Below are 14,592 nucleotides of genomic sequence, written 5' to 3'. Positions count from 1 at the left end.
GTGTCGGCTCCCGTTCCAAGGGCCTGTGGACGGACGTCTTATCGGACGGTCTTTATGGGTCAGTCTTATCGGACAGCCCCCAGCGTTGGCTGGGACCACGTCCGACCTGAACGCAGATCGTTGATCTCCAGCTGAAGCTGCGCTTCTTGATCAATGCTCCAGCGCAGCCGCAGGCAGTCTTCGCCCTGCTCTCCGGCGGGTTCTAGAGGTAGCACCAGCTCGGTGCCCGGCCAAGGCTGGTGGGAGACCTCCCCGGCGGTCTGCTCCTGCAGGGTCGGCAAACCATCAATGAAGACCACGCTGTGGCTCCCCTGGGGGATGGGCTCCCCCAGCACCAGCTCCAAGCTGCGTTGGCCGGTCCGGCTGGCGGCCAGCACCAGCTCGAGTGGGGCGGGGCTCGGCCAGGGTTGACCGGCCACGAAGAGGGGATGCCAGCGGTGGCTGTTGCTGCGCTGATCCCAGAAACGGAGGGAAACGCCGTGTTGCAGCACATCCCGAATGGCAACCCCTGGCGTGAGTTGAAGCGCACCCAGGGCCACGGCCTCCACTGGTGGCGGGGTGAGCAAGGGTGCTGGCGCCGTGTGCTCGGAGAGCCACTGGCGCAGGAGGGGCAGCTGGGCACCGCCGCCGACGGCCACTACGCCCTCCAGATCTTCAAGGCTGCAGTTGTTGCGGCGACCGCCGGCGAGACAGGTCTCCAGCAATTGTTCGAGGGCGTCTCCGAAGCCGCGCTCCAGCAGAAGCGCGTTGAGTTCGCTGCGCGACAGGCGGAGCACATGCTCCTGCTCATCCATGGCCAACTCCATCAGGGGCTCGCGTTCGGCCAGGGCGGTGTCGCTCAGCCGGCATTTGAGCCGTTCGGCGGCATTGAGCAGGGGGGTGCTGGCGGGTTGACCCGGGCAACAGCGGTCCACAATCCAGCGATCGATGTCACGGCCCCCGAGGCGCAGCCCGGCTTTGCCCAGAACCTTTGCTGTGCGCAGCATCTGGCGGCTGTTGTCCCCCAGGCTGCGCCCCCCCAGCCGCAGCAGTTGGGCGATCGGTGCGGCACGACCTTCTCCTCCCTCCAGAGCCACCAGGGCTAGATCCAGGGTGCTTCCGCCCAGGTCCACCACCAGCAGAGTGGAACCAGCGGGAAGCCCTGCACCCATGGCGGCTGCCGTGGGTTCATCCACCAGGGCGATCTCGGCCACCGGCAGCGTGGTGCAGGCCTGCAGCAACCAGCTGCGATACGTCCGATAGCACTCCACTGGGGCGGTCAGCACCAGCCGCTCCACCGGGAGATCGCTGGGGAGCCGGCCCCAGATCTGTTGAAGCAGCTGTTCTCCTGCCCAGCGGGCTGCGTCCTGTTCTGGGGCATCCGCTTGACCGATGTGGCCCTTGAAGTCGCGATGTAGACGGCTGTCCACGGAGTCATTGAGGCCTGACTCGAGCACCTGCCGGCCAATCAGAGGCCGTTGGGATGCCTCCCACACCAGGCTGGGAATTTCACCGGCCCGGCTGCAGATGGCCGGCAAGTTCAGCAGATCGGCCCTTGTGGAGGTCGGTCCCTGATAGGCCACCACCGTGGTGGTGCTGCCCAAATCGATGGCGAGTGTTCCGCCCCGTTGGTCTGAATGCTGAAGCTTTTCTTCGCCCACGCGATCTCTGACCGTGCTCAGGGCACGGTGAAGTCAGGATGAGACTAGGGGGACTGGCGGCGATGGATCGATTGCAACAGCTGATCTTCTCCTTCTACCGGGAAGATCCTGAACTGCAGGAGAGGTTGGAGCCGCTGCGGAGCTGTCGCATGCGTCGCAGCTGGGGCAGCATCCGCATCGAGTGCATCGATGATGCGCATCTCGAGGAATTGAGTGGTTTGGTCGCTGATCTGCGCTTGCCCCTGGCGGCTTTGGGGATGGGGCGCCAGATCGTGTTGCGGGTTCCAGGCTCCCGTCAGCGGGCTTACCCCATGCACGTGCCCTTTCACACCGATCAGCTGGCCTGAGACGGTCACCAATTAATCTGAACTTGTTTGATCAAGAAGCCTGTGCTTTCGGCCGGAGTGGATTCCAAGGATCTCGCCAAGCGTGGCGAAAGCTTGATTCGTCAATCAAGTAACCGCTATCTGACGACGGTGCGGATCGCCTTCCGGGCCAAGCAGCGCCGCTTTGACGACTTCGACGGTCTGCTGGAGGAGTCCAGCGTCAAGCCGGTGCAACGGGCCATCGTGGAATTGAGCGACGAGCAAGACCAGCCCGATCTGCTGCCGGGTTGATCCATCGGCTGTGATTCAGCAGGAGGGGGACGGATGGCGGGTGTCGCACGACCCCTCCCGCGGCGAATTTTGCGTTCTTGTGGGGGGAGAGCGCTGGGCGTTTGAGTTGACCGAGCCGGAGTGGCGGGATCTGGTGGATCTTGTGGCAACCCTGGAGCAGCAGCACAGGGGTCTGGTTGACCAACTGATGCCCGAGGAATCGATCGAGCTAGAGCTGGATCGTGGCGTGTGGTGGGGATGCTTGAGCGGTGATCGCAGCCAATGGGAGTTGCGCATCCTGCTCACCCCGCTGGAGGGACGTTCGGCGCAGGGGGAGTGGCCGGCCCCCGCGGCGGCGGCGGCCGTAGCGGCCTTGAGAACGTTGTGGGACTCGCAGCATTGATTAATCCAGCTAATCGTTTTTGAATCATTGATTTCCCCCGCCCTTTCCCTGTTGCTCTGCACAGTTTTTCCACAGGTCATGGGCCGTTAACGCCGCCCTGGCAGGTTTCTGTGGAAATCCCCCGTTTGTCGTTGTTTTTGCTTGACGATGGCGGCGGGCTGCGCAGTTCCGTCTAGGCCGGCGCTTCGACCAGTGCAGGAGTGGCTTTCTGGCAGGGATCTCGCTTGGAGATTCGTGGGAATGGTCCCGTGTTGGGGGTTCTTGACGGCGGCGTCGTGGTGTGGAGAACTAGTGTTCGTTTCGAAGAGAAAAGATGCCGGAAGGCCTTGAGCAAGCCGCGGCTGAGATCAGTGTTGTGAGTTTCCAATCGGAAGTGCCGCAATCCCTCCAGCAGGCCATGACCCAGTTCATCGAAGGACATCCGAACTGGGATCAATACCGTTTGGTTCAGGCGGCGCTTGCCGGCTTCCTGGTGCAGAACGGCCAGGCATCGCGGGAGATCACCCGGGTTTACGTCGGAAACATGTTCCGCCGGGAATCGCTGATCAATGGCGTCTGAGGCCGGCAGCAGGCCATCAGCACCAGGGCGCTGAAGGGGAGGCTGAGCAGCAGCCCCAGGGTGGCCCCGATCAGCCCCAGAAGATTGAGGCCGAGCAGCATCCCCAGCAGCGCCAGCACCTTGAGCCCATTGCGGTGCACCAGCTGTCGGCTGTGGTCCATCGCCTGAAGTGCTCGGCAGCGCTCGTGCACGAGCAGGGGCAGGGCCAGGGTTTGGCTGAACAGCCAGCTCAGCAGCACCACTCCCCCCAGCAGCACGCTCAGACCTGCCAAGGCCGTGCTCCAGCGTCCGAGCGCCCAGCTCAACGACTGAATCAATCCGACGCCCCCCAGCACCAGCACCAGCTCAAGCAGCACCAGGGTGAAGGCCTGGCCCAGCAGCTGTCTCCAGCTCTGTTGGGGGCGGTCGTCGCGTCGGTCGGGGAGCAGACCATCCGTCAGTTGCAGCAGGCCCAGGAGAGGCAGCAGCGGAAGCACCAAGCTGATCAACACCGAGAGGTCCCCCAGCCGATTCAGCCATGGGGATCCCGCCAGGCGCAGGTCGTGGCCGATCACTGCAGGGCCGCTGGCACTGATCAACACCAACGCCGCCAAGCCAACACAGCGCCAGGGCCCCCGGCTGAAGCCGATCCAGGCCCGTGGCAGCAGCGTGACCAGTGGGATCTCAGTGGAGCTGGCCAAGCCGTGAAAGGAGGTCGTTGGCGGTATTGGTGGGGACCGGAAGGATCGAGAGCCTGTTGCCGCGTTTGATCACGGGCAGCTGCTCTTCGCTGTAGAGCTCCCGCAGCTGGTCGAGGCTGAGTAGAGCGTCGAATTCGCCGAGGAATCGCAGGCGTGCGCAGTCCCAGCGTGGTTTCTCGGGGCTTGATTTGGGGTCGTAGTACTTGGCCGTGGGATCAAATTGCGTCGGGTCCACCAGGCCGGTCTCCATCACTTCCATCAGCCCAATGATCCCGGGTGGTTTGCAATTGGAGTGATAGAAAAACGCTTGGTCTCCCACCTCCATGCTGCGCATGAAATTGCGGGCCTGGTAGTTGCGAATGCCGTCCCACAGCGTGGTGCCCTCGCGCCGCAGATCATCGATCCCGTAGGCGTCGGGTTCGCTTTTCATCAACCAGAAGGCCACGTCGCAAGGCTTGTTTCACACCATCATCGGACCGTTAGGCCTAGATGAATCCCATTGCGTTCGTTTGGTCTCAGGCGACGTCCAGCAGGGGGGTGATCAGGGTGCGGAAGTGGTCTCCTCTGGCCTCGAAATCCCTGTATTGATCAAAGCTGGCGCAGGCCGGTGACAGCAGCAGCGATGAGGCTTGATGCCGCTGTACGGCCGTTTCAGCCAGGTTTACAGCGCTCTCGAGCTCCGGGCACTGCAACAGTTCGCCGGGGTATCCAGCCGTTTTGGCCAGGCTGGCCAGCTCATCGGCCCCCGCACCGAACAGGATCAGGCTGCAGGCCTTGGTGTGCAGCTGCTCGAGCCAGCCACTGGCATCGCCCTGTTTGGTCTGCCCCCCGGCCAGCACCACGACGGGCCCCTGCACGGCGCGCAAGCCAACCTCGGCTGCGTCGTAATTGGTGGCTTTGCTGTCGTTGAACACGCTGGCTCCTGCCAACGTGCCCAGTTGCTCAAGCCGGTGCGGTACGCCCGGAAATGTGCGCAAGGCGTCGGCGATTTGCTGGGGGGAGAGGCCGACCTCGAGCGCGGCAGCGGTCACCAGCAAAAGGTTTTGGCGGTTGTGGCAGCCCGGCATCGCCAGGGCATCAGCCGCAAACAAGCGGGTGGTGGTGTTGCGCACCATGCCCTCGTCATCAATCCAGAGGTCGGCGGGCTGGTTGTCAGGACGCGCGCCCTCACTGCTCACCCAGGTGCCGCGGTTCCAGCTGCTGCGCTGCTGGCGCAGGTCTGGATCATCAGCATTAAAGAGGGCGCACGCCGAGCGTTCAAGCAGCCCGCGTTTGATGGCCCGGTAGGCCTCCAGGCTGCCGTGGCGTTCGAGATGGTCTGGGGTCAGCGTGGTCCAGATGCCGATCTTGGGGGCCACGGCGGGCGCCGCCTCAATCTGGTAGCTGCTCAGTTCCATCACGAGCCAATCCGGCCGCGGTGTGGCCCCTGAGCTGATCTGGCAGGCCAGTTCAGCGGCGGAGAGGCCCATGTTTCCCCCCATCGGTGCCGTAAGGCCTGAGGCTTCCAGCACGTGGTTAAGCAGATGGGTGACCGTGGTTTTGCCGTTGGTTCCTGTGATGCCGATCCAGGGGATCTGTTGAAGGGCATCCCAGGCCAGATCCATCTCGCCGCGCACCTCGATGCCCTCGGATCGCAGCTCAACCAGGGTTGGATGATCCCAGGGGATGCCGGGGCCGATCACCACTGCGTCCAGGTTGTCGCGCCAGGCGTGAAAGCTCTCCAGGGTCAGGGGCTGCCCCAGCACCACCTGAATGCCCTCTTCGGCGAGGGTTTTCGAGGTGTTTTGGAGGGGTTCGTTATCGCCCCGTTCGAACACAACAACGTCGCGATTCTGCTGCTTGAGTAGACGCGCAGCTCCCAAACCTGAGCGACCCAAGCCAACGACAATCGTGCGTGTCATCGCGAGGTCTGAAGTTCGAAAACGCAGTCCCGACAGGGAAAGTGGGCGATACTGGATTTGAACCAGTGACTCCTACAATGTCAATGTAGTGCTCTACCCCTGAGCTAATCGCCCGACATCGATCATTTGAAATCTCGTGATTTCATCGACCGAGGCTGAACAGTAGCAGTTGGTGGGCAGCTCAACTCAACTGCGGCGCAGTTCAACGCGCCAGCGCTCCCGTTTGGTGCGCGTGAGTGAGAGCACCTCCACCGAGCCGCGATCCTGCAGCTGCAGCCGGTCGCCCACCACCAGTTCACGGCTCGCTTGATGCACGTTGCCCCAGTTGAGCCGTAGGCGCCCAGCTTTGACGTGGGTCACGATCTTGGCTCGGGACAGCCCGAATCCAGCCGATGCAATCGCATCCAGGCGACAGGAGGCCTCCACCGTCTGCAGGGTGCGGACGCTGCGTTGCACAGGCTGCTGCAACTGCTCCACAGGACGAGATTCGCAGCGAATCTCCACCTCGCGCACGGCCCCCAGGCGGGCATGCAGTGCTTCGGCAGCACTGGGGGTGCAGATCCCTTGCCCGCCGCGATCGCCGCGCACCCAGAGATCGCCGATCTGGTCTGCGTCGACGCCCATGGCCTTCAACGCTTCGCGCAGGTCCTCGGGGGAAAGGGGGTCGAAGAGGAAATTGCCTTCAATCAGCAGGCCTTGAACCGGGGCTGCTGGATCAGGGCTGTCGTCGCGACGGTGGCAGAGCAGCCGTTGGCGTTCGGCGCCTGGATAGCCGCCATCACTGATCCAGGTCAATTCACTGAGGCTGCCCAGGCGTGCCAAGGCTTCCTCCCGCAGCGGTGCGCTGAGAAAGGGACTCCAGGCCGGTTGCCAGGTGCGCAACACCTGCTCCGCGAGATCGACCAGCACCGTCAGCTCTTCCGGGTTCTGGGCCCCTGCCAGCAGCTCCTCCCGGGGCAGCATCACAGGTCGTCGAGGCGAACCACCTGCTGCGGCCGCGACTTTTGAATCACCTGCCAGGGGGCTTCGATGCCATTGGGTGTTTCCAGCAGCACCAGCCAGCGTCCTTCGTCGCGGCGGTTGCGCAGGATCCGCACGCCTGCATCGTTGTCTGAATCCACGCTGGCGGCTGCGGCGTAGCTCCCCATCAGGCCGGAGCCCATGCCCAGCAGGCCGCCGATCAGGGTTTCGCCCCAGGGGCCAAAGCTGGCGAAGGTGGTGAGGGTGGTGATCTTGGTGAAGGTGACCCCTGCCAGGAAACCGAAGGGCATCAGCCAGCGGGCCATGCCTCGCTGCCGCTGTTGGCGCGTGAGGTTGGGGTTCAGCAGGGCAACCTTGTCGATGGCATCCCCATCAGGGGGGATGGTCAGACACTTCAGCAGCGGCAGATCGGTGGCCCGGAGCCGCTGGGTCAGGCCTTCCGCGGCAGGGGCATCGGCCATCACCATCACACAGACGGGCATGGGGCATTCAGATCCAATGCGCTGAATTCTGAACCCTGTGCTTCGAACTGGAGGGGGTGGAGGATGTCGATCTCTACAGTTCACCGCGGCAGTTCTGCGCCTTTCGATGACGAAAGTTCTTGTCTCCGATCCGATCGACCAGGCCGGGATCGACATCCTTGGCCAAGTGGCGCAGGTGGATCAGCGCACCGGCCTCTCGGAGGAGGAGCTGATCGGGATCATCGGTGAGTACGACGGATTGATGATCCGTTCCGGCACCCAGGTGACCGCAGCGGTGATCGCGGCGGCGAGCCGGCTCAAGATCATCGGCCGCGCCGGCGTCGGCGTCGACAACGTTGATGTGCCTGCCGCCACCCAGCGGGGTGTGCTGGTGGTGAACTCGCCGGAGGGCAACACCATCGCTGCAGCGGAGCACGCTCTGGCGATGATGCTGACCCTCTCGCGGCACATCCCTCAGGCCCATGGCGGCATGCGGGCCGGCAAGTGGGACCGCAAGAAATACGTCGGCAACGAGCTCTACAAAAAGACTCTGGGGGTGGTCGGTCTCGGCAAGATCGGATCCCACGTCGCTCGGGTTGCCCAGGCCATGGGCATGGAGGTGATCGCCTACGACCCCTTCATTGCTGCTGACCGGGCTCAACGGATGCAGGTGAAGCTGCTGGAGCTGGATGAGCTGTTCCGCACCGCCGACTACATCACCCTGCACATCCCGCGCACCAAGGACACCGAGAACCTGGTGAATGCGGAGCTGCTGCGCACGATGAAGCCCACGGCGCGGATCGTGAACTGTGCCCGCGGCGGCGTGGTGAATGAGGCGGCGATCGCTGAAGCCATCAACAACGGTGTGATCGCCGGTGCGGGCCTGGATGTTTACGCCAGTGAGCCCCTGGCGGAAGACTCCCCCCTGCGGGCGGTGGAGCGTGGTCTGGTGCTGACGCCCCACCTCGGTGCATCGACGGAAGAAGCCCAGGAGAATGTGGCGATCGATGTGGCGGAGCAGATCCGTGATGTGCTGCTGGGTCTGCCGGCCCGCAGTGCGGTCAACATTCCCGGCCTCAGCGCCGAGATCATGGAGCGGCTCAAGCCCCATCTCCAGCTCGCCGAGACGGTCGGTCTGCTCGTCAGTCAGCTGTCTGGCGGTCATGTGAAGGAGATGGAACTGCGCCTGCAGGGTGAATTCGCCAGCCATCCCTCCCAGCCTCTGGTGATTGCTGCTCTGAAGGGTCTGCTCAGCGCTGGCCTGGGTGACAGCATCAACTTCGTGAATGCCTCGCTCGAGGCCAAGGCCCGCGGCATTCAGGTGCTGGAGGTGAAGGATGAGAGCAGCCGCGACTTCGCCGGAGGCTCACTGCAAATCACCACCCGTGGTGATCAGGGCAGCCGCAGCGTCACCGGTGCCGTCTTTGCCGACGGCGATCTGCGCATCACCAGCATCGATGCCTTCCCGGTGAATGTGACCCCCAGCAGCCACATGCTGTTCACCCGGCACCGGGACATGCCCGGAATCATTGGTCACCTGGGCTCTCTGCTGGGCGAACACAACGTCAACATCGCCTCCATGCAGGTGGGCCGCAAAATCGTGCGCGGCGATGCGGTGATGGTGCTCAGCATCGATGATCCGATCCCAGCAGATCTGCTGCAGACGATCACGGACATCGATGGCATCCAGGAAGCACACCCGGTCACGCTCTGATGTGGTGGCGTCTCACACTCCCGTGTCCTCCGGAGCTGGAGGAGTCGCTGGTGTGGAAGCTGACGGATCTGGGGCTGCATCGCCATGCGGTGCAGCATGCGCCGGAAACGCCTGATCGCAAGACGCTGTTGGTCTGGCTCCCGAAGCCGGAGTGGCCGGAGCCTCAGCGGCGGGAGCTGGTCGCCAGCCTGCAGCCGCTGGCGGAGCCCTTTGGACTCAGCCTGCCCGATGGGCACTGGGACGATGTGGCCGACGAGGATTGGAGCCTCAGCTGGAAACAACATTGGCAGGCCGATCCTGTCGGTACGGGGATGTTGATCCTGCCGGCCTGGCTGGAGGTGCCGCCGGAGCATGCCGATCGGCTGGTGATCAAGATGGACCCCGGAAGTGCCTTCGGCACCGGAAGTCACCCCACCACCCGGCTCTGCCTGGAGGCGTTGGAACAGTCGCCTCTGCTGGGGGCGCTTGTGGCTGATCTGGGCTGCGGCAGCGGGGTGCTGGGCCTCGCTGCGCTGGGTCTGGGGGCGGAGTCGGTGGTGGCCGCTGACACCGATTCCCTGGCGGTGCGTGCCACAACAGACAACCGCGGCCTCAACGACCGATCGGAGGCTGAGCTTCAGGTGGCTCTCGGTTCTGTGGAGACCCTGAGCGATCTGCTCGCGCCCCGCCGCGCTGATCTGCTGCTCTGCAACATCCTGGCCCCGGTGATTGAAGCCCTCTCCCCGGGTTTCGAGGGGCTGCTTCAGCCCGATGGGCGCGCTCTGCTCAGTGGGCTCCTGGTGGATCAGGCACCGCGCCTGAAGGAGGTGCTGGGGGGCTTGGGCTGGTCGGTCACCGCCGAGGCGGCACAGGGCCGCTGGGGGCTGCTGGAGATCCGCCGCCGCTAGCCCTAGCCCTATAAGCCGGGCTTATCAGAGTGGGGTCTCCGATTGGTCCTCCTCCCCAGTGGCCCCGGAATCGTCAGGTTGAGCACCTATTTGAAGTAAAAATGTGGCGTTCTGCAGGACCGGGTTTTCCGGAACCCTGTACGCATTCATCAATCATGGCTTCTTACAAGGTCACCCTGGTCTCCGAGAGCGAAGGTCTGAACAAGACCATCGAAGTGCCCGACGACCAGTACATCCTCGACGCTGCTGAAGAGCAGGGCATCGACCTCCCCTACTCCTGCCGCGCTGGCGCTTGCTCCACCTGCGCCGGCAAGATCACCGCTGGCACCGTCGACCAGTCCGACCAGAGCTTCCTGGACGACGACCAGATCGAAGCTGGTTTCGTGCTGACCTGCGTCGCCTACCCCACCAGCGACTGCACCATCAAGACCCACGCCGAAGAAGAGCTCTACTGAGCCTCTGTCCTTCAACTGGACGTGTCCTCAACCACCCCTTCGGGGGTGGTTTTTTTTGGTCTGGTCGTCTTCCATGCGTGTCCCTTGTCTTCTCCTGCCGTGAGCCGCCCCGAAGTCGACGATCTTCTGGAGCCCGGCAGCGTTCATACCAGCCCCGGCGGTCAGTACAGCTTTCGCGTCATCGGGCCCTGTTGCCGGTTGTTTGATCGCGAAGAACTGCCTTGGCCCTGCTGTCGTCTGGCCTGGCGCAGCAAGGAGCCGAGCTGGCGACGGATCGGACGGCGGTTTGTGCCCGACCTGGCGGCCCGGCGTTGCCCCTCCTACGCCGTGGAACTGCTGCAGCCGGGAGGACGACCCACACCCACCGTGCTGACCCTGTTCTCCGTTCGTTTCAGCCGGGATCTGCAGGAGTGGTGGTACAGCCGCCATCCCAGCTCCATGGCCCCTGAGCAGGTGAGTCCCCAACAAAAAGCCCCGACGACCTGAGGCCGCCGGGGACAAACGATTTTGATTGGAGTTGATCGGCAGAAGCTAATCAGAAGTAGATCTTGCCGCCACCCCAGGCACTGCCCTGGACTTTGGGCGACACCAGGATGTAGCCAGCCATCAGGCGCAGATCCTCATCATCGAGATCGCGCATGGCGGGGTAGAGCTCAGCGTCGCGCATGCTCGGGTGCAGGTCAGCAATGCTGTACTCACCGTCGTAGGAGGTGGGGTCCTTCATGTAGTCGACCAGGGCCTCAACGTTGTCGCGGGCCGGGGTGGCCAGGGCCAGGGTCTCAGGATCCAAGCCCACGTTGTGGTTGGTCTTGGTGATGCCGCCGGCGTGGCAGGTGCCGCAGCTGGTGTTGAACACCTTGCGGCCAGCATCGATTTCACGATCGCTGAAGGTCACCTCTGTGCCGGAGGGATCTGCCGGAACCGTCAGGGTCTCAGCGTCCCACTGGGCCGCCTGAGCCGGAGAGATAACGGCCAAACCGATCAGCACCGGGATGAGGACCAGAAGGCCCTTCAGGGACCGTCGCAAGGAAGAGAACACAGAGGCCATGAAGGTAAGGGGGTGTGACGCATTCACCGCACCAAGCTCTTGTATCACGGGGAAGTGACCCTCTGTGGCCGGATCACGAACTGTTGCAGCGTGGTTTGACGTCAATGCTGAGGAAGTCCTTGGCCAGCAGCGTGTTGGGGAAGATCGCCTTGGCCTCGTTCAACAGGTCTTGAGGCGTGACCGGGTTGCCCGGCACGTAGCGCGGGCTGAGGTGGGTGAGCACCAGCTGCCCCACACCCGCTTCGGCGGCCGTCTGGGCAGCCATGGTGCTGGTGGAGTGCTGTTTCTGGAACGCCATCTCCGCCTCGCCATGGGCAAAGGTGGATTCATGGATCAGCAGATCCGCGCTGCGCGCAAGCTCGACGGCCGCTTCGCAGAACACGGTGTCGGTGCAATAGACGACGCTCACACCGGGCCGCTCCTCACCGCAGAGGCTGGTGCCGTCGATGCTGCGACCGTCCTCCAGGGTCACCGTTTCACCCCGCTTCAACTGGGCGTACACGGGGCCGGGTGGGATGTTCAGTTCCCGTGCTTTCTCAATGTCGAAGCGACCTGCCAGGGGCTTCTGTTCGATCCGGTAGGCGTAGGCCGGCACTCGGTGGGTGAGCGGGGTGCAGCGCACCGTGAAGTCGTCGTCCTCGAACAGCAGCGTGCCCTGCTCGGCTGCATTCCGGACCCTGTGGACAGCGAGGGGATAGCCGATCCGGGTGGAGCTGGTGCGCAAAACACCATTGAGATAACTCTCCAGCGGGTCCGGCCCGTAGAGATCCACCCCTGCGGCGCTGCTGCCGGCGAGCCCGAGGCTGGCGAGCAGACCAGGCAGGCCGAACACGTGGTCGCCATGCATGTGGGTGATGAACACCCGGCGCAGCTGCGAGAGCCGCAGATCACTGCGTAAAAACTGATGTTGGGTTCCCTCGCCGCAGTCGAACAGCCACATCTCCGAGCGCTGCGGCAAGCGCAGAGCCACGGCTGAAACGTTGCGGGCCCGGGTGGGTACCCCAGAACTCGTACCGAGAAATGTGACCTGCAAGGCCGGTGCTCCTCAGGACTCATGCTGCCATCTGGCTGAACCCAGGAACAGGCGGCACACTGGGGCGCCTGTTGATCTCCAGCGTGCGCCGCGCCTCCGTTGCCGTCGGTCTGGTGCTCGTCGCTGTGATCGCTCCATCACCGGTGGCGCTGGCCCGCGGCCGCGAGCCGCAGATGCGCGTGCTGCTGCAGGAGAGCAACCGGGTCAGCCTGCGCTCCGATGGCGCACTGCCGCTGCGGGTGCAGGGACTCCCCGGCGGCGAGCGACGGCCACAGCGGCTGCAGCTCAGCCTTCAAGGGGCCCGCCTGAGCGCCAGTGTGGATGGCCGATCGATGCGGCTGGCCCCCAGCACCTTGGTGACGGTGCAGAACGACGATCCACGGGGCATCTGGTTGGGAGGGCGTCGCTACCGGGGTGTGTTGCGCGTCAGCGGCCGCGGCGGCACCTTGCGGGTGGTCAACAGCCTGGGCGTTGAGACCTATCTCGCCAGTGTTGTCGGCAGCGAAATGCCCCACCGCTGGCCCCTGGCTGCCCTGCAGGCCCAGGCCGTGGCCGCGCGCACCTATGCGTTGAAACAGCGCAGTCGCGGTGGTGCCTGGGAGGTGAAGGCCACGGTGGCGAGTCAGGTGTACCGCGGCGTGGAGTCGGAAACGCCGAGCACACGCAAGGCGGTGGCGAGCACCCGTTCGCTGGTGCTCGTGCACGGCGGTCGCCTGATCGATGCCGTCTTCCACAGCAGTTCTGGCGGGGTGACCGAGGCGAGTGGGATGGTCTGGCGCCGCCAGCATCCCTATCTGGTCAGCGTCCCCGATCACGATCAGCACAGCCCGGTGCACCGCTGGGAACAATGGTTTGATTCGGCTGGGCTGCGTCAGCGGCTGCCCGAAACCGGTGGGCTCCAGGACGTTGAGGTGCTGAGTCGTTCCGCCAGCGGACGGGTGCGTGAGGCCCGCTTGCGCGGGCCCCGCGGATCGCTGGTGCTCAGCGGCGGCGAGCTGCGCAAGCGGTTGGGACTCAAAAGCACCCTGGTGAACTTTGAGATGGTGGCGGGGGGGCAGCGTTCTCCCGTGGAGCTTCCGGTGCGGCGGGTGACTGCAACCGCTCGCCCGGGCTCCCGCATTGATCGGATCACCGCATCGGCGGCTCGCCAGCGGGGAGCACGGCTGCCCCTATTGGTGGCCCCTCCTCCGGTGCTGGTCAGCAAGACGTCGGTGCGTCGTTGGTCCGCTGGCGGACTCCAGCTGCTGGTGAAGGGCCAGGGCTATGGCCATGGCGTTGGCATGAGTCAGTGGGGAGCCCATGGTCTGGCGGAGCAGGGGGCTCACTTCCGCTCGATTCTTCGGCACTACTACCGCGGGGCTGAGGTTGTTCCCTACCAGCCGCACCACGACCCATCGCTGGCGCTGAAGCCCCCAACGAAGCCACTCTGGAGAGACATGCCGGTTTCGCCCTTTGGCACGGTTTCCCTGTCGTCTGCAACGCCATTCCAGTGACACGGATCTCTGCGCTGTTCTGGCGGCCCATCTGGAGCGTCATCTGTGCAGTTGGCAGGGGCCTGATCCCCTGAAGCCCTTGGGCCTCGCCACGGGACGCACGATGGAGCCGCTCTATCGCACCCTGGTGGAACGGCTGCTGTCGTGGTCTGCCGATGAGCTGGAGGCCCTGCGGGCCCGATGGTGCAGCTTCAATCTGGACGAATACCTCGGACTTTCGGCGGACGATCCCCGGGGCTACAGGGCCTACATGACCCACCACCTCGCTGCACCCCTGGGTTTGCCCGCCTCAGCGGTGCACCTGCCCGACAGCACTGCCGCTGACGGAGCGGTTGCCGCGCGGCGCTACGGCGAGCAGCTCAGCGGCTGCGGGGGCATCGGCCTGCAGCTTCTGGGGCTCGGCAGCAATGGTCATGTGGGTTTCAACGAGCCGCCTTGTCCCCCTGATCAGCACTGCCATGAGGTCGAGCTGACCCCTGCAACCCGGCAGCAGAACGCGGTGCTCTTCGATGGTTGCGTTGAGGCTGTGCCGCAGCGGGCCATCACCCTGGGCCTGTGGGAGATCCTCGAGGCTGCTGAGATTCATCTGGTGGTGACCGGCGCCGCCAAGGCCGGCATCCTCAAGCGGTTGTTGGACTTAAGGGAGCCGGATCCTGCGCTGCCCGCCAGCTGGCTGCTGACCCATCCCAATGTCTGGCTCTGGTGCGATGCAGCGGCTTTAGCTTGAACAGCCGAGAGCAG

The 14,592-nt window shown here is 64.3% G+C and carries 18 protein-coding genes and 1 tRNA gene; 10 read left to right on the top strand and 9 right to left on the bottom strand.

Annotation, left to right across the window (positions count from 1 at the left end):
- Positions 1-65 precede the first annotated feature (65 nt).
- Positions 66-1,640, bottom strand: coding sequence for an Hsp70 family protein (locus tag AAXE93_RS10095; protein ID WP_390130475.1), 1,575 nt, complete (start codon positions 1,638-1,640; stop codon positions 66-68).
- A 62-nt stretch (positions 1,641-1,702) separates the two neighbouring features.
- On the opposite strand from AAXE93_RS10095, the gene AAXE93_RS10090 reads away from it, so the two are divergent.
- The 4 genes from AAXE93_RS10090 to AAXE93_RS10075 all read left to right on the top strand — a co-directional run bounded on the left by AAXE93_RS10090 (position 1,703) and on the right by AAXE93_RS10075 (position 3,198).
- The gene (locus AAXE93_RS10090) at positions 1,703-1,987 is read left to right on the top strand and encodes a hypothetical protein (RefSeq protein ID WP_114989486.1); all 285 of its coding nucleotides are present in this window, start codon (positions 1,703-1,705) and stop codon (positions 1,985-1,987) included.
- Between the two features lie 42 nt (positions 1,988-2,029).
- Positions 2,030-2,257, top strand: coding sequence for a DNA-directed RNA polymerase subunit omega (locus AAXE93_RS10085; protein ID WP_025362489.1), 228 nt, complete (start codon positions 2,030-2,032; stop codon positions 2,255-2,257).
- A gap of 10 nt (positions 2,258-2,267) precedes the next feature.
- Positions 2,268-2,639 carry a DUF1818 family protein gene (locus tag AAXE93_RS10080; RefSeq protein ID WP_390130472.1) on the top strand — a complete coding sequence of 124 codons (372 nt, stop codon included), beginning with the start codon at positions 2,268-2,270 and terminating at the stop codon, positions 2,637-2,639.
- Positions 2,640-2,952: 313 nt separating this feature from the next.
- Positions 2,953-3,198: a DUF2811 domain-containing protein gene (locus AAXE93_RS10075; protein ID WP_390130470.1), complete on the top strand. Its 246-nt coding sequence runs from the start codon at positions 2,953-2,955 to the stop codon at positions 3,196-3,198.
- Here the strand turns inward: AAXE93_RS10075 and AAXE93_RS10070 are convergent.
- The 6 genes from AAXE93_RS10070 to AAXE93_RS10045 form a co-directional block, all read right to left on the bottom strand.
- Positions 3,150-3,878 carry a hypothetical protein gene (locus AAXE93_RS10070; RefSeq protein WP_390130468.1) on the bottom strand — a complete coding sequence of 243 codons (729 nt, stop codon included), beginning with the start codon at positions 3,876-3,878 and terminating at the stop codon, positions 3,150-3,152. The genes AAXE93_RS10075 and AAXE93_RS10070 overlap by 49 nt on opposite strands.
- Positions 3,862-4,308: an EVE domain-containing protein gene (locus tag AAXE93_RS10065; RefSeq protein ID WP_390130466.1), complete on the bottom strand. Its 447-nt coding sequence runs from the start codon at positions 4,306-4,308 to the stop codon at positions 3,862-3,864. Before AAXE93_RS10065 ends, AAXE93_RS10070 begins: the two co-directional genes overlap by 17 nt.
- A gap of 85 nt (positions 4,309-4,393) precedes the next feature.
- A complete protein-coding gene (murD, locus tag AAXE93_RS10060; RefSeq protein WP_390130464.1) occupies positions 4,394-5,779 on the bottom strand; it encodes a UDP-N-acetylmuramoyl-L-alanine--D-glutamate ligase in 1,386 nt (461 codons plus the stop codon).
- Positions 5,780-5,821: 42 nt separating this feature from the next.
- A tRNA-Val gene (locus tag AAXE93_RS10055) sits at positions 5,822-5,893 on the bottom strand.
- Between the two features lie 72 nt (positions 5,894-5,965).
- Entirely contained in the window at positions 5,966-6,742 is a 777-nt protein-coding gene (locus AAXE93_RS10050; RefSeq protein ID WP_390130462.1) for a photosystem II S4 domain protein, read from the bottom strand.
- Positions 6,742-7,242: a hypothetical protein gene (locus tag AAXE93_RS10045; protein WP_390130460.1), complete on the bottom strand. Its 501-nt coding sequence runs from the start codon at positions 7,240-7,242 to the stop codon at positions 6,742-6,744. The genes AAXE93_RS10050 and AAXE93_RS10045 overlap by 1 nt, the downstream gene beginning before the upstream one ends.
- 106 nt (positions 7,243-7,348) lie before the next feature.
- Here AAXE93_RS10045 and serA point away from each other — a divergent pair, with 106 nt between their 5' ends.
- The 4 genes from serA (at position 7,349) to AAXE93_RS10025 (ending at position 10,763) form a co-directional block, all read left to right on the top strand.
- Positions 7,349-8,935, top strand: coding sequence for a phosphoglycerate dehydrogenase (gene serA, locus AAXE93_RS10040; protein WP_390130458.1), 1,587 nt, complete (start codon positions 7,349-7,351; stop codon positions 8,933-8,935).
- Complete coding sequence (gene prmA, locus AAXE93_RS10035) at positions 8,935-9,822, top strand: 50S ribosomal protein L11 methyltransferase (RefSeq protein WP_390130456.1); 888 nt, start codon at positions 8,935-8,937, stop codon at positions 9,820-9,822. The genes serA and prmA overlap by 1 nt, the downstream gene beginning before the upstream one ends.
- A 155-nt stretch (positions 9,823-9,977) precedes the next feature.
- Positions 9,978-10,277, top strand: a complete 300-nt coding sequence (locus AAXE93_RS10030) for a ferredoxin (RefSeq protein WP_006043345.1) — start codon at positions 9,978-9,980, stop codon at positions 10,275-10,277.
- Between the two features lie 99 nt (positions 10,278-10,376).
- A complete protein-coding gene (locus AAXE93_RS10025; RefSeq protein WP_115010139.1) occupies positions 10,377-10,763 on the top strand; it encodes a hypothetical protein in 387 nt (128 codons plus the stop codon).
- A 49-nt stretch (positions 10,764-10,812) separates the two neighbouring features.
- Here AAXE93_RS10025 and psbV read toward each other — a convergent pair whose 3' ends face one another.
- Together psbV and rnz are read right to left on the bottom strand one after the other, a co-directional pair.
- Complete coding sequence (gene psbV, locus AAXE93_RS10020; RefSeq protein WP_222929014.1) at positions 10,813-11,325, bottom strand: photosystem II cytochrome c-550; 513 nt, start codon at positions 11,323-11,325, stop codon at positions 10,813-10,815.
- 73 nt (positions 11,326-11,398) lie between these two features.
- The gene (rnz, locus tag AAXE93_RS10015; protein WP_390130452.1) at positions 11,399-12,358 is read right to left on the bottom strand and encodes a ribonuclease Z; all 960 of its coding nucleotides are present in this window, start codon (positions 12,356-12,358) and stop codon (positions 11,399-11,401) included.
- 5 nt (positions 12,359-12,363) lie between these two features.
- Between rnz and AAXE93_RS10010 the strand changes: the two genes are divergently transcribed.
- The gene (locus AAXE93_RS10010; protein WP_390130450.1) at positions 12,364-13,851 is read left to right on the top strand and encodes a SpoIID/LytB domain-containing protein; all 1,488 of its coding nucleotides are present in this window, start codon (positions 12,364-12,366) and stop codon (positions 13,849-13,851) included.
- On the top strand, positions 13,811-14,578 hold the full coding sequence (locus AAXE93_RS10005) for a glucosamine-6-phosphate deaminase (RefSeq protein ID WP_390130448.1): 768 nt from the start codon (positions 13,811-13,813) through the stop codon (positions 14,576-14,578). The genes AAXE93_RS10010 and AAXE93_RS10005 overlap by 41 nt, the downstream gene beginning before the upstream one ends.
- Positions 14,579-14,592: the final 14 nt, after the last annotated feature.

This window comes from Synechococcus sp. HIMB2401 (assembly GCF_042883245.1).
Classification (GTDB): domain Bacteria; phylum Cyanobacteriota; class Cyanobacteriia; order PCC-6307; family Cyanobiaceae; genus Parasynechococcus.
Note: the sequence above shows the minus strand (reverse complement) of the source record. Positions and strands in the feature narration are given on the sequence as shown.